At 64.9% G+C, this 17,941-nt stretch carries 17 protein-coding genes; 2 read left to right on the plus strand and 15 right to left on the minus strand.

Going from position 1 to position 17,941, the window contains the following annotated elements:
• Position 1: 1 nt before the first annotated feature.
• From pstC to RAD10_RS02005, 10 genes are all read right to left on the minus strand, one after another.
• Complete coding sequence (gene pstC / locus RAD10_RS01960; RefSeq protein ID WP_461616570.1) at positions 2 to 991, minus strand: phosphate ABC transporter permease subunit PstC; 990 nt, start codon at positions 989 to 991, stop codon at positions 2 to 4.
• Positions 992 to 1,165: 174 nt separating this feature from the next.
• Positions 1,166 to 2,179 (minus strand): phosphate ABC transporter substrate-binding protein PstS, encoded by a 1,014-nt coding sequence (gene pstS, locus RAD10_RS01965; RefSeq protein WP_461616104.1) that lies wholly within the window; start codon positions 2,177 to 2,179, stop codon positions 1,166 to 1,168.
• A 150-nt stretch (positions 2,180 to 2,329) separates the two neighbouring features.
• On the minus strand, positions 2,330 to 3,625 hold the full coding sequence (locus tag RAD10_RS01970; protein WP_461616105.1) for an ATP-binding protein: 1,296 nt from the start codon (positions 3,623 to 3,625) through the stop codon (positions 2,330 to 2,332).
• Positions 3,626 to 3,683: 58 nt separating this feature from the next.
• Positions 3,684 to 4,739: a putative bifunctional lysylphosphatidylglycerol flippase/synthetase gene (locus tag RAD10_RS01975; protein WP_028139780.1), complete on the minus strand. Its 1,056-nt coding sequence runs from the start codon at positions 4,737 to 4,739 to the stop codon at positions 3,684 to 3,686.
• Between the two features lie 430 nt (positions 4,740 to 5,169).
• On the minus strand, positions 5,170 to 5,601 hold the full coding sequence (locus tag RAD10_RS01980; RefSeq protein WP_461616106.1) for a GNAT family N-acetyltransferase: 432 nt from the start codon (positions 5,599 to 5,601) through the stop codon (positions 5,170 to 5,172).
• Between the two features lie 18 nt (positions 5,602 to 5,619).
• Positions 5,620 to 5,847, minus strand: a complete 228-nt coding sequence (locus RAD10_RS01985) for a SelT/SelW/SelH family protein (protein ID WP_461616107.1) — start codon at positions 5,845 to 5,847, stop codon at positions 5,620 to 5,622.
• A gap of 11 nt (positions 5,848 to 5,858) precedes the next feature.
• Positions 5,859 to 6,764, minus strand: a complete 906-nt coding sequence (locus RAD10_RS01990; protein ID WP_461616108.1) for a haloalkane dehalogenase — start codon at positions 6,762 to 6,764, stop codon at positions 5,859 to 5,861.
• Positions 6,761 to 7,351, minus strand: a complete 591-nt coding sequence (locus tag RAD10_RS01995) for a TetR/AcrR family transcriptional regulator (RefSeq protein ID WP_461616109.1) — start codon at positions 7,349 to 7,351, stop codon at positions 6,761 to 6,763. Before RAD10_RS01995 ends, RAD10_RS01990 begins: the two co-directional genes overlap by 4 nt.
• A 97-nt stretch (positions 7,352 to 7,448) precedes the next feature.
• Positions 7,449 to 7,745: a hypothetical protein gene (locus RAD10_RS02000; RefSeq protein WP_165637786.1), complete on the minus strand. Its 297-nt coding sequence runs from the start codon at positions 7,743 to 7,745 to the stop codon at positions 7,449 to 7,451.
• Positions 7,746 to 7,747: 2 nt separating this feature from the next.
• Positions 7,748 to 9,142 (minus strand): OmpA family protein, encoded by a 1,395-nt coding sequence (locus RAD10_RS02005; RefSeq protein WP_461616110.1) that lies wholly within the window; start codon positions 9,140 to 9,142, stop codon positions 7,748 to 7,750.
• 164 nt (positions 9,143 to 9,306) lie between these two features.
• Here RAD10_RS02005 and RAD10_RS02010 point away from each other — a divergent pair, with 164 nt between their 5' ends.
• On the plus strand, positions 9,307 to 10,365 hold the full coding sequence (locus tag RAD10_RS02010; protein ID WP_461616111.1) for a polysaccharide deacetylase family protein: 1,059 nt from the start codon (positions 9,307 to 9,309) through the stop codon (positions 10,363 to 10,365).
• A gap of 252 nt (positions 10,366 to 10,617) precedes the next feature.
• Positions 10,618 to 11,427, plus strand: coding sequence for an SDR family oxidoreductase (locus RAD10_RS02015; protein WP_461616112.1), 810 nt, complete (start codon positions 10,618 to 10,620; stop codon positions 11,425 to 11,427).
• Positions 11,428 to 11,499: 72 nt separating this feature from the next.
• Here the strand turns inward: RAD10_RS02015 and boxB are convergent, their stop codons facing one another.
• The 5 genes from boxB to RAD10_RS02040 form a co-directional block, all read right to left on the minus strand.
• Positions 11,500 to 12,951 carry a benzoyl-CoA 2,3-epoxidase subunit BoxB gene (boxB, locus tag RAD10_RS02020; protein WP_461616113.1) on the minus strand — a complete coding sequence of 484 codons (1,452 nt, stop codon included), beginning with the start codon at positions 12,949 to 12,951 and terminating at the stop codon, positions 11,500 to 11,502.
• Between the two features lie 98 nt (positions 12,952 to 13,049).
• Positions 13,050 to 14,738, minus strand: a complete 1,689-nt coding sequence (gene boxC, locus RAD10_RS02025; RefSeq protein WP_461616114.1) for a 2,3-epoxybenzoyl-CoA dihydrolase — start codon at positions 14,736 to 14,738, stop codon at positions 13,050 to 13,052.
• 98 nt (positions 14,739 to 14,836) lie between these two features.
• Positions 14,837 to 15,373, minus strand: a complete 537-nt coding sequence (locus RAD10_RS02030) for a DUF309 domain-containing protein (protein WP_461616115.1) — start codon at positions 15,371 to 15,373, stop codon at positions 14,837 to 14,839.
• Positions 15,374 to 15,391: 18 nt separating this feature from the next.
• The gene (locus RAD10_RS02035; protein WP_461616116.1) at positions 15,392 to 16,210 is read right to left on the minus strand and encodes an alpha/beta fold hydrolase; all 819 of its coding nucleotides are present in this window, start codon (positions 16,208 to 16,210) and stop codon (positions 15,392 to 15,394) included.
• Positions 16,211 to 16,342: 132 nt separating this feature from the next.
• Entirely contained in the window at positions 16,343 to 17,884 is a 1,542-nt protein-coding gene (locus RAD10_RS02040) for a benzoate-CoA ligase family protein (RefSeq protein WP_461616117.1), read from the minus strand.
• Between the last annotated feature and the right edge of the window lie 57 nt (positions 17,885 to 17,941).

Raw genomic sequence — 17,941 nt, forward strand, 5'->3', positions numbered from 1 at the left:
GTTACTTCCCCGCCTTCTTGTCCAGCCGCATCAGCATCAGCCGCGCTGCGGCCAGCACGAAGAACGTCAGCACGAACAGCAAGAGGCCGAGCAGGATCAGGCCGGACTGGTGCAGGCCGTCGCTCTCGGCGAATTCGGATGCGATCGCCGCCGAGATCGTGGTGCCCGGCGCGAAGATCGATGAGGAGATGCGGAACGAATTGCCGATGATGAAGGTCACCGCCATGGTCTCGCCGAGCGCGCGGCCCAGCGCCAGCATGACGCCGCCGATGATGCCGACGCGGGTGTAGGGGATCACCACGCTGCGGACGACTTCCCAGGTGGTGCAGCCGACGCCGTAGGCGGCCTCCTTGAGCACCGGCGGCACCGTCTTGAACACGTCGACCGAGATCGAGGTGATGAAGGGCAGCACCATGATGGCGAGGATCAGCGCGGCGTTGAACGTGCTGAGATAGGACGGCGGACCTGCGAAGATCGCGCCCAGCACCGGCACGCCGTCGAAGATCCTGATCATGAAGGGCTGGTAGGTGTTGGCCAGGAACGGGCCCAGCACGAAGAAGCCCCACATGCCGTAGATGATCGAGGGAATGCCGGCGAGCAGCTCGATCGCCATGCCGATCGGGCGGCGCAGCCATTGCGGGCAGAGCTCGGTGAGGAAGATCGCAATGCCGAGACCGACGGGAATGGCGATCAGCATTGCGATGAAGGAGGTGACGAGCGTGCCGTACATCGGCCCGAGCGCGCCGAGCACGGGCGGATCGGCCGACGGCGCCCAGCGCTGCGTCCACAGGAAGGAGAAGCCGTATTCCTTCATCGCCGGGAACGCGCCGACGATCAGCGAGACGATGATGCCGCCGAGAATGAGGAGCACCGAGATCGCGGACAGCCGCGTGATCCAGTAGAAGGTGACGTCGCCGAGCTTGAACGCGCTCAAGGCCTTGGCGCGGTCATACGGTCCGGCGTCGTCGATTACATCGCTCTGAACGGCCATATCTGCCACGCCGATCCCCTGTGCCCGATAATATACGCTTGTTGTCAGTCTTTTTGTCGGTCTCGCGCTCCGGACGCGGCGCGCGCCGATCCGGAGCGGTAGTCTGCGGGTCCCGACCCTCCGCGGAGCAGCACTTGCGTGCTGCGCCGCATCCGGGACACGAGAGGAGAGCGCTTAGCTCTTGATCTCGGCAGCCCAGGTCTTCTCGATCAGGGTCACGACGCCTTCGGGCATCGGGATGTAGTCGAGCTCTTCAGCCGCCTTGCCGCCGCTCTTGAAGGCCCAGCGGAAGAACTTGATGGCTTCCTGCGAGGCCGCCTTGTCGGTGGCATCCTTGTGCATGAGGATGAAGGTCGCCGCCGTGATCGGCCAGGACTTCTCGCCGGGCTGGTCGGTCAGGATGACGTAGTAGCCGGGCGCCTTGGCCCAGTCGGCGTTGGAGGCGGCCGCCTGGAAGGCTTCGACGGTCGGCTGCACCGGCTTGCCGGCCTTGTTGACGAGACCGGTGTAGGTCAGCTTGTTCTGCTTGGCATAGGCGTACTCGACGTAACCGATCGAGTTCTTGGTCTGGCTGATGTTGCCCGACACGCCTTCGTTGCCCTTGGCGCCGACGCCGACCGGCCACTCGACCGCGGTGCCCTCACCGACCTTGCTCTTCCAGTCCGCGCTGGCCTTGGCGAGATAGTTGGTGAAGTTGAAGGTGGTGCCCGAACCGTCCGAGCGGCGGACCACGGTGATGGCGTCCGAGGGCAGCTTCAGATTCGGATTGAGCTTCTTGATCGCGGCGTCGTCCCACTTGGTGATCTTGCCGAGATAGATGCTGGCGAGCGTCTCGCCGTCGAACACCATCTCGCCGGGCTTCACGCCCTCGAGGTTGACGACGGGGACGATGGCGCCCATCACCATCGGCCACTGGACGAGGCCGTCCTTCTCGAGCTGCTCGGCCTTGAGCGGCGCGTCGCTGGCGCCGAAGGTCACGGTCTTGGCCTGGATCTGCTTGATGCCGCCGCCGGAGCCGATCGACTGGTAGTTCAGACCGTTGCCGGTCTCCTTCTTGTAGGCGTCAGCCCATTTGGAATAGATCGGGAACGGGAAGGTGGCACCGGCACCGGTGATGTCGGCAGCAAAGGCCGCCGTCGTCGAAGCGGCGACCATGCCGGCAGCGACGATCGTTTTGAGGAAATTCATGCTGGTCTCCATTGGGGGGAGCGAAGCGCCAACCGCGCCCGATCGCGCTCCCCGCGCCGCCCCTTTAGGAGCGGTCGGCTGTGCTTTTACGAAGGTTTCGTGACAGTCGGATGACACATCCAAGCGATTGAAATCGCTCGACTTTCAGGCCTAAACTAAAGTCTTAGCCTGGGGAAAACAGGCGGTGAAAGTGGCGCCCTGCCGGGGCACACTTTCGATCAAAAGCCGGCCGCGATGGCGGTTAAGAATATGTTTCACCAGCGATAATCCGAGCCCCGTGCCGCCCTGCGAGCGGCTGTCGCCGACGTCGACCCGGTAGAACCGCTCGGTCAGCCGCGGCAGGTGCTCGGGCGCGATGCCGGGGCCGAAATCGCGCACCATGATCCGGATTTCCTGAGTTCCATCAGTGGCCGCGGCTGGCGTCAGCGACACGATGACGCGTCCGCCGGAGGCGCCGTATTTGAGCGCGTTCTCGATCAAATTCTCGAACAGGCGGAGCAGCTCCTCGCGGTCACCCGCGATCATCACCGGTCCCTCGGGCAGATGGATCTCGACCTCGACCTGGCGCTCGCGCGCCAGCGGCTCGAGCCCGTCGGCGACCTGGCGGATGATCGGCAACAGGTCGACCAGGGTGTCGGGCCGGACATGGGCCGACAGCTCGACCCGCGACAGCGACAACAGATCGTCGATCAGGCGCGCCATGCGGGTGGCCTGGTTGTGCATGATGCCGAGGAAGCGCTCGCGCGCCTTGGGATCGTCCTTGGCCTGGCCCTGCAGCGTGTCGATGAAGCCCGACAGCGCGGCCAGCGGCGTGCGCAGCTCGTGGCTGGCATTGGCGACGAAGTCGGCGCGCATCTCCTCCACCCGGCGCAGCGGCGTCTGGTCGTGGAAGGTCATCAGCATGCATTTGTCGGCGCCGCCGAAGCTGGTCGGCACCGGCACCGGCGTGATCATGAGCTCCATCCAGCGGTCGACCGGGACGTGGTCGAGATAGGTCGCGCGCCGCGGCTCGGTGGTCGCGATCGCTTCGCGCAGCGCCGTGATGATCTCCGGCGAGCGCAGCGCGAACTGGGCGAGCTCGTTCCGGCGCAGCGCCGGCGCGAGCTGGGCGGCGGCGGCGTTGAGGTGGATGACGCGGCCGGCGCGGTCGAGCAGCACCGCCGGGTCCGGCATGCCGGCAACGACCGCGGCCACCGCCGCGCTCTCGACCGGGTTGATGCGCCTGACATCGTCGCGCGAGGCGGCGGGATCATGCAGCCGCCACGGGACCAGCGCGGCCGCCGCGATACAGAGGAACACGATCGCGGCGTGCAGCGCCGCCAATTCGCCGAGCGAGACGACGACGGACAGCGCCAGCGCCGCGGCGATCAGGATCACGGTCGAATGCCGCAGCCGGTCGGACCAGGGCTGGGCGGAGGGAGAAGAAGATGGGGCGTCGATCGCCATCGGGGCGGACTTCTCCTGGGGCTTGTCTGAAGGCCTGTCCAAATAAGGCTTGGCGCCGTCAGGCACCGCTGTCGCTGCGCTCTCTCACATAAGCGGCTTCACGCGCCGGGCCGGGGTCGAGCTTGAGCGCCGCCTGCTGCAAGCGCTTCGATCGTGCGCCGATGATAACTTCGCGAAACGTCAGCAAGATTACAGATATGACGAAGGGCGACAGATAATAGAGGACGCGGAACAGCAGCATGCCGCCCAGAAGTTCCTCGCGATCCATCTGCCAGAGACCGACCAGCATGGCGGCGTCGAACACGCCGAGCCCGCCGGGCGAGTGGCTGGCGAAGCCGAGCAGGGTGGCCGAGACGAAGATCACCGCGACCACCACGAAGCCGAGGTTGGGTTCGTCCGGGACCAGCACATACATCGCGAGCGCGCAGAAGCCGAGATCGACGATGCCGATCGCGATCTGGAGCAGCGTCAGCGGGCCGCCCGGCAGCACCACGGTCCAGGGCCCGCGGCCGACCACGCGCGGCTGGGTCCAGACCCAGACCACATAGCCGACCAGCCCGACGATGATCATCAGCGCCAGCGCCCGGTTCAGCCAGGGCGGCAGCTGGTCGATCGAGGCGGCGGCTTCCGGATGATAGGAGATGCCGAGGCCGAGCACGGCGGCATTGCCGAGCCAGAAGGTCAGGCCGGCGAGGAAGCAGATCTTCGCGACGTCGATCGCGTTCAGCCCGTAGGCCGAATAGATGCGGTAGCGCACCGCACCGCCGGTGAAGACGGATGCGCCGACATTGTGGCCGATCGAATAGCTGGTGAAGGCCGCGAGCGCGTTGATGCGATAGGGCACGTGGGCATGGCCGATCGCGCGCACGGCGAACAGGTCGTAGAAGGTCAGGGTGAAATAGCCCGCGGTGACGAACAGCGCCGCCATCGCGATCTGGGTCGGCTCGGTGCTCTTGATCGCTTCGAGGACTTCGTTGAAATCGATGCCTCGCAACATGTGGTAGAGCACATAGCAAGCGATGCCGATGACCGCGACGCTGATCACAACGCCAAGCTTATGCAGGACTTGCTTCTGGCGCAGAAACGACATCGCCCTGCGTATGGCTTCCAGCATCTAGACCTCGAACAACGCTTCAGCGGCCAGGGTGGCCGGCGAACAGGCGGACGACGCACAGGCACTCAACGAACCCTCGCCGCCGGCTCCGGTATCGCGCATGCCCCCCAGCCCTCCACTAGCGCGTTTTGGGGCGGAGTGGAATTCGCCAATTCGAACAAAAACACGTGCATTCAATATTTTAGGCAGGGTTGCGGGCTCCTGATGCACGGTTTGGCGCCTTCGGCGGCAGGACTTGAGGCGAATCTCCATGGCGATCCTGCGCAGGCGCCATGAAGTTTTGATGATTTCGGCCGCACAATGTTCCTTCACGCCTTAAGCCGACGTCAATCTATGGACCGCGCCCGCCTGTTGAAAGAGGGGGCAATCCCGGGCGTCCGTTCGACGGGTTGTCCGATGCGCCGGAAGGCCGCGGGCCCCGGGCGCAGCCTCAAGGCGCGGTCAAATAGCCGCGGCCATAGGCGCCGGCCTGATCCTCGAAGATCGCCATGGCCGTGGTCATCCGCCTGAAGCCCAGGCGTTCGTAAAACCCCTCCTTGCCCGGGACGGCATAGAGGATGACCTTGCGATGGCCGCGGCAACGCACAAGCAAGCGCTCGATAATGTCGCGGCCGAGACCTCGCCCCTGGCAGTCCGGGTGCACGGCGATATCACAGAGATAGGCGCAGTCGCGGCCGTCGGCCAGGACGCGTCCCGCCCCCACGATGCGACCATCCTCAGTGGCGAAGGCGCGAAACATGCTGTTGCCGAAAACCAGCGCGAGATCGGCCGGCGCCTTGTTGCCGAGCGGCGCGATGCGATAGAGCTCGGACAGCTCGTCCCAGTCGATCCCGGCGAGATCGTCGGCCCAGACAATCGACATCGCGAAAACCCTCCTGGCTCAGCCCCGCGCGGCGTTCACGGCCGCGACGATATCGTCTCCGTCAGGAAAATGACCTTTGCTGCGGCTAGCGACAAGCCGGTCGCCGAGCCTCACCTGGAAGACGCCGCCCTTGCCGGGGACGAGATCCGCTTCCAGCCCGAGCTGCCGGCGCAACGCCGCGGCCGCCTCCTTGGCGCGCTTCTCGTATCCGCACGGCCGGCAATAGATGATGGTCACGTCGGACATCTCGTCCTCCTTCAGGCCGCAAGCTGTGGACGCACCGCTTCGATGCCGGCGATCCAGCCGGCAACGGAACGGCCGATGGCATCGGGATGATCCTCCTGGAGGTAATGCCTGCCAGGCCCGAGGCCGACGAGCGCGCAGTGCTGCAGCGAGGCCGCAAAGGTCTCGGCAAATTCGGGAGCGATGACGGCCCCCGGCTCGCCTGCGAAAAGCAGCTTCGGATATGCAGACGCTCTGAGCGACGCATGAGCCGATTGCAGCGCTTGATAGACATCGGCAGGCTCGCCCGCGATCGGCAATTCACGCGGGAATGCAAGAACGGGACGGCGGCTGTCCGGCGTCGGAAACGGCGCGCGATACGGCTCCATCTCGTCTTCGCTCAGGGTGCGCATGATGCCGCCGGGCAGCACGCGTTCGACGAAGGCGTTCGCCTCCAGGATCATTGCTTCCCCCTCACCCGGGGTCCTGAATTTGCGGAACGTCTCGCGCGCAGCTTCGACCTGATGGAAATCCTGCCAGGTCGGCATCGGCCGGATGAACTCCATGAAGGCGAGGCCGCGCACCAAGGCCGGCCGGCGCGCCGCGAGATGAAATGCGAGGGCCGTGCCCCAATCCTGCGCGACGAGATGGGCCGAGGTAATGCCGAGTTCTTCGATAAACGCGTCGAGATAACGGACATGATCGAAGAAGCGGTAGGCGATGTCGGGCTTGCCGGACCGGCCGAAACCGATGAGATCGGGCGCGATGCAACGCGCCACCGGCGATACCAGCGGCAGGATGTTTCGCCAGATGTGCGAGGACGTCGGATTGCCGTGAAGGAAGAGCGCGACCGGCGCATCCTGCGCGCCCGTCTCGCGATAAGCCATCGTGCTTCCCAGCACTTCGGCGCTACGGATCTGGATTTCGGCTTGCTGGCTCATGTCGGCTCCTTGAAGACGGTCTTGAATGCGATGGACTTGAAACGCTCGAGCGCCTTGGGCGTGCGGTCGACCTTCATGCGCAGGATCGCGCCCTGCCAGGATGCGAGCAGGAAATCGGCAAGCTCCTCGGGCTCGAATTCGGAATCGATCTCGCCGCTCCTCTGCGCCTCGCTGATGCAGGCAGCGAAGGGCATGCGCCACTCGGCAAAGATTTCGGCAAGGCGGTTGCGCAGCATCTCGCTGCTGCCGGCCGCTTCCAGGCTAAGATCGCCGATCAGGCAGCCGCGTCCATAGCCGTCGGCTTCGAGCCGTCCGGAGATGATGTCGAGATAGCGCTTGAGCCGCGCCCGCGGGGTCAGCGATGCGTCTTCAAGGGCCTCCGCGACCAATCCCTTCGTGATCTCGAAATAGCGATCAAGCACCTCCGAGGCGAACGCTTCCTTGGAGCGGAAATGATTGGTGAAGGATCCCTGCGGGGCGCCTGCCGCGGTGGTGACATCGCGCACACTGGTGCCGTGATAGCCGGTCCGGAACATGACCTTGAGACCGGCGTCGAGGATGGCGTCTTTGAGTGAGGGCTTGGGCATGGAGAAATAATACGTACGTACGTATTATTGTCAAGCGCAGCGTTTGACGTCTCTCTCGACGACGTGTCCGAACAGAAAGGGGCCTGGAGGCGGAGCTTCAGCCGGTCCGCATGCTGCGCGAGACCACGCGGTCGCGCAGCCAGGCGCCGATGGTGCAGCCGACGAGGTAGCAGGCGAACATGATCAGGCCGAGGTCGAGCCAGTAGCCGAAGCGGCCGGGGACGACGTGTGCGAACGAGGCCGCGACCAGGGCGGCAGCAAGCGCGGCGAGCCAGCGCGCCGTCACCTTCGAGGTGCCGTTGCCGCGCTGGACCACCGAGATCCAGCCCATGCAAAAGCCCAGCAGCAGCGAGCCGATGAGCCAGCCCAGATGGAACGAGACGAGATAGGGCATCGTCACCTCACCAGGAATTCGATACGGCGATTCTGCGCCTTGCCTTCGTCGGTGTCGTTGCCGGCGAGCGGCTGCGTGCTGCCATGGCCGACCGCGGTGAAGCGGCTGGCGGGCAGGCCGGCCTTAACCAGATAGTCGATCACCGCCTGCGCGCGCTTCTCCGAGAGAGCCCGGTTGAAGCCGTCCTCGCCGTCGGCATCGGTATGCCCGGCGACCTCGACATTGGTGGTGGGGCAGCGCAGCGCCGTCTCGATCAGATGATCGAGGATGGCGGCGGAATCCGGATCGATGTCGGCGCGCTTGGTTGCGAAGCGGATCTTGCCCTTGGCCAGGAGCTCGGAGAACAATTGCTGACACACGGTGCCATCGACCGGGCCAGCCGCCGGCTTCACGGTGATCTCCGGCTTGTACTGCCAGTTTTTCGGGAAGTCCTTGCCGAGGCCCGCGCGGATGTCGTTGGCCGCGCCCTCGTAGAGCGCATCGCCCGACAGCTTCACCTCGCGGTCGGAGACGACGAGCGTGCCGGTCGACAGTCGCGACAGCGCGCCGAGGGCTGCGATCACGGCGGTGTTGAAGGAGCCGGGCGCGCCGATGCTGGCCTTGAGATTGTCGACGACCTTTTCGGTGAAAAATTTTCGCGCGGCGCTGGTGGCGATCGCCGCGTGGATGGTGTTGTCGGGAACATAGCCGGTCAGCGTCACGGTCGCGGCGACCGGATCCTTGTAGGCCTGGAAGATATAGGGCGGCGCCTTGACGTCGTTGGCGGCGATCGAAAAGCCCTCGGGCAGGTTCTTCAGCGCCGCCACGATGGCCTCGCGGCCGCCGAGATCGCGCGCCATGCCCGACAGATTGACCTTGGTGTCCGTGATCGTGATCTTGCCGTCCTTCAGCTTGCCGATCTGGTCCAGCAATAGCGTCGCTGCGGCCTCGAACCGCGGCGGCGCACCGCGCGCCAGCCCCATCTGGTCGGCCACCTCGACGCCGCCGACCTCCTTGCGGGCCGCCTCGGTCAGCCGGCCCTTCATCGACGGCAGGGGCGCGGAGCCTGACAGCGTCACCCGCACCACGTCGCGCTCGGCGTTCCAGACGAAGGGTTTGGCCTCGGGAACCAGGCGGGTCCGGTCGTCGACCAGGCGGACGCCGGGGACGGTCTCGACCGCCATCACGGCATCCCGCCGCCCCTCCTCGGAGAAGGCGTCCGCGGCCAGGCTGACATCGCGGCCATCGACCGCGATCCGGGTCTTGTCCAGAACGGTGTCCTTCAGCGCAGCCGAGCTGCGCGCCGACAGGTCGGCTTCGACCGGTAAGGTATTATTCCAGGCCGCAAATCCCCACATGACGGCCAAGGGGATCAGCCCCGGCCACCATTTGCTGGCCCACTTGAAAAGCTTCTTCATTCGACGACCCGAACTCTGGAACCGGAGACAAAACAAACCCTTGGCAGGCTGTCAAACCGGAAATGGTGCTGTTGCGAAGGCCCCGCCTGGACAATCGGAATAACTTTTTCTTCAAGGGTTCTTCCGTAAGTTGAAAGCGGAATGCCAGAGTCCGCCAGCGGGTCATGAAACAACTGCGTAACAACGTCATCCGCGCCGGGCTGGAAGCACTCTATTTCAGCGGGGCGCACCACCTGCTGCGCCCGCTTTTGTCGGGCGTCGGCGCCATTTTCATGCTGCACCACGTGCGACCGGCCCGTGAGGCCGCGTTCCAGCCGAACCGGCATCTCGAAGTCACCCCCGAGTTCCTGCGCGCGACGCTGTGCCATCTGCGCTCGCGCGACATCGACATCGTCAGCATGGACGAGCTGCATGAGCGGCTGGTGCAGGGCCGGTTCGACCGCCGCTTCGCTGCCTTCACCCTCGATGACGGCTATCGCGATAATCTGGACTATGCGCTGCCCGTGCTGCGCGAATTTGACGCGCCTCTGGCGGTCTATGTCGCGAGCGATTTTGCCGAGGGCACTGGACGGCTGTGGTGGGCGGCGCTGGAAGCCGTGATCGCCAAGACCGAGCAGGTCGACGTCAGAATAGGCAATTCCGCACTGCGGCTCGATGCCACGACACCCGCCGCCAAGCAGGCAACGTTCGACCGCCTGCACGACTGGCTGCGGGCACTGCCGGGCGAGCACGATCTGGCGCGAGAGATCGAGGCGCTCTGCACGACATACGATGTCGACATGGAAGCGCTGTGCCGCAGCCTCTGCCTGTCCTGGGCCGAGGTGAGGAGCTTTGCCGCCGATCCGCTGGTCACGATCGGCGCGCATAGCGTCAGCCATTGCAATCTCGCCAAGGTGGCCGAAGACGTCGCCGCGCAGGAAATCGCCACGAGCCGTGCGCGGATCGAGCAAGCGCTGCAGCGCCCCGTGCTGCATCTCGCCTATCCCTATGGCGACCGCGAGGCCGCGGGGATGCGCGAGTTCGGCCTTGCTGCAACGGCGGGCTTCAAGACCGCGGTAACGACGCGGCCCGGCATGCTGTTCGCTGACAATGCCGCCCACATGACGGCGCTGCCGCGCGTCTCGCTCAACGGCAACTACCAGGACGCGCGAATCCTGCCGGTGCTGACCTCGGGCGCGGCGACCGCGATGTGGAACGGCTTCCGCCGGATCGCGGCGGCGTAGCTTCCCCAATCTCCGCCGTCGTCCCTGCGAAAGCAGGGACCCATACCGCGGAATTTATCGATTGCGTCTGGTAGAAGTACCGAACGACGAGACATCGCCAAACCACTCCCTGTGGTTATGGGTCCCCGCGTTCGCGGGGACGACACCGCCTTGGACGGAGCGCTCTCGCGCCACACTCCTATCGCATCCCAGTGCCTTCCTTGACTCCCCACCCCTCGCCGCTCACAACGAGCGCCAACCAAGGGAGGCATCATGTTCAACGATCTGTTCTCGCTCAAAGACCGCGTCGCACTGGTGACCGGCGGCTCGCGCGGCATCGGCAAAATGATCGCAGCAGGATTTCTCAGCGCCGGCGCCGCGAAGGTCTACATCACCGCGCGCAAGGCGGGACCGTGCGAGGAGACCGCCAAGGCGCTCACCGCGCAATATGACGGCGAGTGCATCGCACTGCCGATCGACATCTCGACGCTCGCCGGCGCCGAACTGCTCGCAACCGAGTTCAGGAAGCGCGAGCCGAAACTCGATATCCTGGTCAACAATGCCGGTGCCGCCTGGGGCGCGGAGTTCGACGAGTTTCCGGAGAGCGGCTGGGACAAGGTGATGAACCTCAACGTCAAGGCGCCGTTCTTCCTGACCAAGGCGCTGGCCGCGCCGCTGCGCGCAGCCGCAAGCGCGGAGCGGCCGGCGAAAGTGATCAACATCGCCTCGATCGACGGCATCTTCGTCAATCCGATGGAGACCTATTCCTACGCCGCGAGCAAGGCCGGGCTGATCCATTTGACCCGGCGCATGGCGGTGAAGCTGATCTCCGACCACGTCGTGGTCACGGCGATCGCGCCGGGCCCGTTCCAGTCCGACATGAACCGCGCCGCCCGCGACCATGGCGACGAAGTCGCAACGCGCGTCCCCGCGGGGCGCATCGGCACCGACGAGGACATGGCGGGCGCCGCAATCTATCTCGCCTCGCGCGCGGGCGATTACGTGGTGGGCGCAACCATCGCGGTGGACGGCGGCATCGTTTACGCCAACCCGGGGATCAAGGGGAGCGGGTGGGATAGCTGAGGGGGCGAATGGTGAGTAGCGAATGGCGAATGGTGTTTATTGCCCCATTCGCTACTCGCTACTCGCCAGCCTCTACGACTCGATCTTCACGTACTCGAAATCGCCGGGCTTGTTGTCGATGCCGACCTTCGGCGGCGAGATCCACGAGGCGAACTTGCCGCTCTCGGTGACGGGCTGCATCAGGGAGGTGATGAAGTCGCCGTCGGCGGTCGAGGGCAGCCATTCGTCCTTGCGCTTCGCCCAGGTGGCGTCGTCGATCAGGAGCCCGTCGGGCGTCGCGCGCACGTCCTTGAACTCGCCGATGTGGCGATGGAAGGCGACGTTGGGCAAGGTCAGCTTGAAGTCGTAGCCCGCGGTCGAGATCACCTTGTTCCAGCGCAGCATGCCCTTGACGCAATCCTGGCTGTAATCGTCGCGCAGGCGCATGTTGAGCGCGGTCAGCGCCGGCTCATCGACCAGCTTGATCTCGCCGTTGATGAACTTCAGCACCGGATAGGTGGCGTTCTTGAGCTGGTGATCGTCCTCGATCTGGGTCTCGTGATAGCGGCCCTTGATGCCGGCGTTGAAGGCGTTGGCCGCGTTGGTCGAGACTTCCGAGCCAAACAGATCGAGCGACAGCGTATAGTGCAGGTTCAGCTTCTTCTGGATGGTCGGAAGATCGATCACCCCGAGCGCACGAACTTTCGCGATGTCGGTGGGATCGGTGATGCCGGCCTCGCGCATCGCATCGCAAGTGCGCTGCACGACGCGGGTGATGCCGGTCTCGCCGACGAACATGTGGTGCGCTTCTTCCGTGAGCATGAAGCGGCAGGTGCGCGACAAGGGATCGAAGCCGGACTGCGCCAGCGAGTGCAGCTGCATCTTGCCGTCACGGTCGGTGAAATAGGTGAACATGAAGAAGGACAGCCAGTCCGGCGTCGCCTCGTTGAAGGCGCCCAGCATGCGCGGGGCATCGGCATCGCCGGAGCGTCGGCGCAGCAAATCATCTGCTTCTTCACGGCCGTCGCGGCCGAAATATTTCTGCAGCAGATAGACCATCGCCCAAAGATGGCGGCCTTCCTCGACATTGACCTGGAACAGGTTGCGCATGTCGTAGAGCGAGGGCGCGGTCTTGCCGAGATGGCGCTGCTGCTCGACGGAAGCAGGCTCGGTGTCGCCCTGGATCACGATCAGGCGGCGCAGCATGGCGCGATGCTCGCCCGGGACTTCCTGCCAGGCCGGCTCGCCGTAATGCTCGCCGAACGGCACGACGCGGCTCTCTTCCTGCGGGGCAAGCAGAATGCCCCAGCGATAGTCGGGCATGCGGACATAGTCGAACTTGGCCCAGCCGCGCGGATCGACCGAATAGGCGGTGCGCAAATACACCAGCGACTCCTGGAAGCCTTCCGGCCCCATGTCGCTCCACCAATCCATGTAGCCGGGATGCCAGCCCTCGAGCGCTTTGAGCACCTGGCGATCTTCGGCGAGATTAACGTTGTTCGGAATCTTGGTCGAGTAGTCGACGTTCATGATGTTCATGTTCATGTGGACCTCCCGTGGGGGACTAGCTCGTTAAAGGGGCGAATGGCGGATGGCGAGTAGCGAATGGAAACTCCTATTCGCCATTCGCCACTCCCTACTCGCTAGACTCGCGTCATATCGAATTTCGGCTTCTGCCCGCTGCCGTAGCGGCGCAGCGCGCCTTCCTCGCCGACCGCGTTGGGGCGCTGGAAGATCCAATTCTGCCACGCGGTCAGGCGCGAGAAGATTTTCGATTCCATCGTCTCGGGGCCGACGAAGCGCAGGCTTGCTTCCATGCCGGTGAGGCTGTCCGGCGAGAAGCTGGCGCGTTCCTCCAGGAACACGCGGACCTCGTCGTCCCAGTCGATGTCGTCGAGCGCGAAGGTGACGAGGCCGAGCTCTTCGGCCTGCTCGGCGTCGAGCGCGGTGCCCATCGTGGCCTCGGCGCGCTCCACATCCGACGGATCGGCCTGGAAGCGCGACTCCAGCCGCGTCAGGCCGTGGCTCATCGGATACGGGCCGAAATTCATGGCAGAGAGCTCGATCGACGGCGGCGGGCGGTTGTCGCCCTGGCGCGTGCCGATCAGCATGTAGGAGCGGTCGGCGGCGAAGACGAGCTCGGCGAGCGTGCCGGCAAAGCAGGAGCCGGGCTCGACCAGCGTCACCAGCGTGCGCGAGGTGACGTCGATGCGCTTGAGCACGCGCTTCCAATAGTGCCTGATCTCGTTGACCAGCCAATGCGCCTTGTTGGCTTCGAGGAAGGCGTCGTGCGCGAGCACATGAGCGCGGTCGCCATGGCTCTTGAACACCAGCATGGCGATCTCGAGCTCGTTGATGCGCAAATGCAGGATGGCGTCGTCGAGCTCACGCGCGACCTGGAGCGGCCAGAACGACGCGCCCAGCGCCATCATGCCGTCGATGTCGGCGGGTGCTGCGGTCTCCGGCGCCTTGATCGAGATGGTGGCGATACGAGCGGCACGGTCGATATCGACGGTGACAAAGCTGTAACGGATGCTGGTCTCGTCGATGATGCGCTTGAGCGGCGTCAGCGCGACGCCCTTGCCGCTGCCCTTCCGCTTCGAGGCGGTCGCGAACTCCTTGGCACGCTCGGCGATCTTGGCCTCGAGCTTGGAGTTCGGCGCGATCTCATCGACGAGGCGCCATTGCACGGCGCGCTTGCCCTTCACGCCTTCCTCGATGGTGCAGAAGAAATCGGCGTGATCGCGGCGCACCTTGCGCTTGTCGACCACGCGGGTGAGCCCGCCGGTGCCAGGCAGCACCGCAAGCAGCGGCACTTCGGGCAAAGCGACCGCCGACGAGCCGTCGTCGGCGAGGATGATGTGGTCGGTCGCAAGCGCCAGCTCATAGCCGCCGCCGGCGGCGGAGCCGTTCACCACGGTGATGAAGCGCTGGCCGGAATTCTCGGAGGAATCTTCCATGCCGTTGCGGGTCTCGTTGGTGAATTTGCAGAAGTTCACCTTGTGGGCATGGGTCGAGCCCGCGAGCATGCGGATGTTGGCGCCGGCGCAGAACACGCGGTTCTTGGCCGAGCGCATCAGCACGACCTTCACTTCCGGATGCTCGAAGCGCAGCCGCTGGACCGCATCCGCCAGCTCGATGTCGACGCCGAGATCGTAGGAGTTGAGCTTGAGCAGATAGCCCTCGAACAGGCCGCCATTTTCGTCGACGTCCATGGTCAGCGTCGCGACGTCACCGTCGACCGCGAGCTTCCAGTGCTTGTAGCGGGACGGTTCGGTCTGGAAATCGATGAATGTCGCGCCGCCTGCGAGGCGCCGATCTTCCCCGGCCATGGGCCACCCTTGAGCTCGTTTTGGTTTACCGTTAGATGCACAATAGTGCATCTTTTTGGATGCGTCTAGCCCTCAACCGCCGATGCATGCACTTTGTTTCATGCAGTCGGCCAGGACCGCACAATGGCACCCAGCGCGATCCAGTCGGCCTTCGCGAGCTGCGGGCGGCCGATCTTCGCCTGGAGCAGCGCCACCAGGGCCGCGACCGGAAAGCTCTCGACAAAGCCGTCGCCGCCGCTTGCGACCTTGCGCGCGCTCAACGCCCGCAGCTCGGTCAGAGCGTCGCCGAACAGCCGCGCGGCCGAATGCGCCTTCTGCATGCGCAGCCGCAGATTGGCATTGGCGATGTGGATGCAGGCGCGCAGCAGAATGCGTTCGCGGCCGCTCTGCGGGGCTGCGGCCCACACCGTCTCCAGCACCTCCTGCGCTTCCCAGAAATAGCCGCGGTCGTTGAGCGCGAGGCCGTAGCGCAGCGCCGGATGGCGGGCCGGCACGTAGCCGCGAAAGGCCGAGGGCACCAGCGCCTTGGCCAAGCGAAGCGTTTCGTCATCGGCCTCGATGGCGCCGGTCTCCCCCGGGACATAGGCCCATTGCGGCCATGGCAATTGGCCGGTCGCATGTGAAGGCACATTCATGGATGTGCCTCCGCATGGTCATGCGGCGCGTACCTGGAGTCCCTGATCGTCGCGCAGGGCCGCTTTTGCAAACTGCTCAATCGCGTCAAGCGTCGCCCCCGGCGCTTCACGATGCGGGGAATGGCCCGCGTCTGAAATGACTTTAAAATCTACCGGACAGTAACACTCTTCCTGCGCAATTTCGACCTGACGCAGTGTCCCATATTGGTCGCCAGCACCTTGCACGACCATCATGGGAACGCGGATATAGGCCAGATATTCCGAGATGTCCCAGTCGCGGAATTTCGGATCGAGCCAGGCACCGTTCCAGCCGTAGAAGGCGTTGTCGACGTCCTTGTGCCAGCGCGCCAGCTTGGCCTTCAGGTCCGTGGTCTCGAAGCTCGTCTTGATCTCCGCGATGGATTTCACCGAGATGTCCTCGACGATGAAATGCGGCGCGATCAGCACGAGGCCGCTCAGGCGGTGGTCCTGATGCGCGCCGGCATAGATCGTCGCGATCGAGGCGCCGTCGGAATGGCCGAGCAGCAGGCCGCGCCTGAAGCCGATCGCATCGAGCAGCTTCGGCAGCACGTCCAGCGCCTCGCGCTGCATGTAGTCCAGCGGCCGCGGCAATGTCACCGGGCTCGACTGGCCGTAGCCGGCGCGCGAATAGGCGAAGATGCCGGCACCGGTGGCTTGCTGCAGCTTCTCGGGGAAATCGCCCCAGAGCCCGACCGAGCCGAGGCCTTCGTGCAGCATGACGATGGTCGGTGCGTCGGCCGATGCGGGCGCGAGCCATTTATATTCGAGGCTGGCGCCGCCGATGCTGAGGAAGCCGGTGGGGGTGAGGTTGGTCATGATTGCGCTCTTCTTCCGTCGTAGCATCGTGGGACGCGATCACGCGCCACTCGCTCAGTCGTTCCCTCCCCCCTTGTGGGGGAGGGAACGCAGCGGAGTTCGTGGTGACCGCGCAGCACAACATGTGCGATCTCAATTCGCCCCTTCCCGCAGCTTGAACCGCTGGATCTTTCCCGTCGCCGTCTTCGGCAGGGACTCCACCACGTCGATCCAGCGCGGATATTTCCACGGGCCGATCTTCTGCTTGACGTGTTCCTTCAGCATTTCCTGAAGATCGCTCGTCGTCGCGCCCGGCCGCAGCACGACAAAGGCTTTTGGCTTCAACAGCCCTTCCGGATCGGCCTCGGGCACGACGGCGGCCTCCAGCACGGCGGGATGCGTGATCAGCGCGCTCTCGACCTCGAACGGCGAGACCCAGATGCCGGAGACCTTGAACATGTCGTCGGCGCGGCCGCAGAAGGTGTAGCGGCCTTCCGCATCCCTTACATATTTGTCGCCGGTGCGGGTCCACGGTCCCTCAAAAGTGCGGCGGCTCTTGTGGCGCTGATTCCAGTAGCCTTCGCCGGCCGAGGGTGCATCGACCAGGAGCTCACCGACCTCGCCGTCGGCAACATCTTGCCCGGCCTCATTGACGAGCCGCACCGCATAGCCCGGCACCGGCTTGCCGGAGGAGCCGTATTTGATGTCGCCGGGCGCGTTCGACAGGAAGATGTGCAACAGCTCGGTCGAGCCGACGCCGTCGAGAATGTCGACGCCGAAGCGCGCCTTCCAGCTGGTGCCAACGGATTCCGGCAGCGCCTCGCCGGCCGAGGTGCAGATGCGCAAGGCGCCGCCGCCGCGCTCGGCCTTCATGGTCTCGTCGTTGAGCATGGCCGCGAACAATGTCGGCACGCCATAGAAGATCGACGGCTTGTAGCGGTTCATCAGGTCGAACATGCGCGCCGGCGTCGGGCGCTCGCTGTTGAGGATCACGCTGGCGCCGACCGACATCGGGAAGGTCAGCGCATTGCCGAGCCCATAGGCGAAAAACAGCTTGGCCGCTGAAAGACACACGTCGCTCTCGCGAATGCCGAGCACCTGTTTGGCGTAGGTGTCGGCGGTCGCCTGCAAATTGGAATGGATATGGCGCACGCCCTTGGGCATGCCGGTCGAGCCGGACGAATAGAGCCAGAACGCCGGCTCATCCGGATGCGTCGCGGCGGTGGTGAACTGATCACTCTCGCCCGCGATCTCCTCCGCGAGCTGCTTGTGGCCGTTCTGCTTGGCGCCGGACACAACGACATGCTCGAGATCGGGCATGCGGCCGACGACGTCCTTGATAACAGGGTAGAGCGCCTCGGAGACGAACAGGACGCGCGCGCGGCAGTCGGCGAGGATGTAGGCGTATTGGTCCGCGGTCAGCAGCGTGTTCAGCGGCACCGGCACGATGCCGGCGCGGATCGCACCCAGGAACACGATCGGGAAGTCGACCGTATCGAGCATGATCATCGCCACCCGCTCCTCGCGGCGGACGCCGAGCCGGCGCAGCATGTTGGCGGCGCGGCAGCTCTGGTGCTGCAGCTCGCCATAGGTGAGCCGCGAGACGGTGTCGTCGAAGGCCAGCTTGTTGCCCCGGCCCTCCCTGACGTTGCGGTCGAGCAGCCAGGTCACCGCGTTATAGGATCCCTCGCTCACGGACTTCTCCCCGAATTTAGAATTATAATTCATAGAAAGACACCGCAGCGGCTTGCT

The sequence above is a fragment of the Bradyrhizobium sp. 23AC genome, from assembly GCF_054863025.1.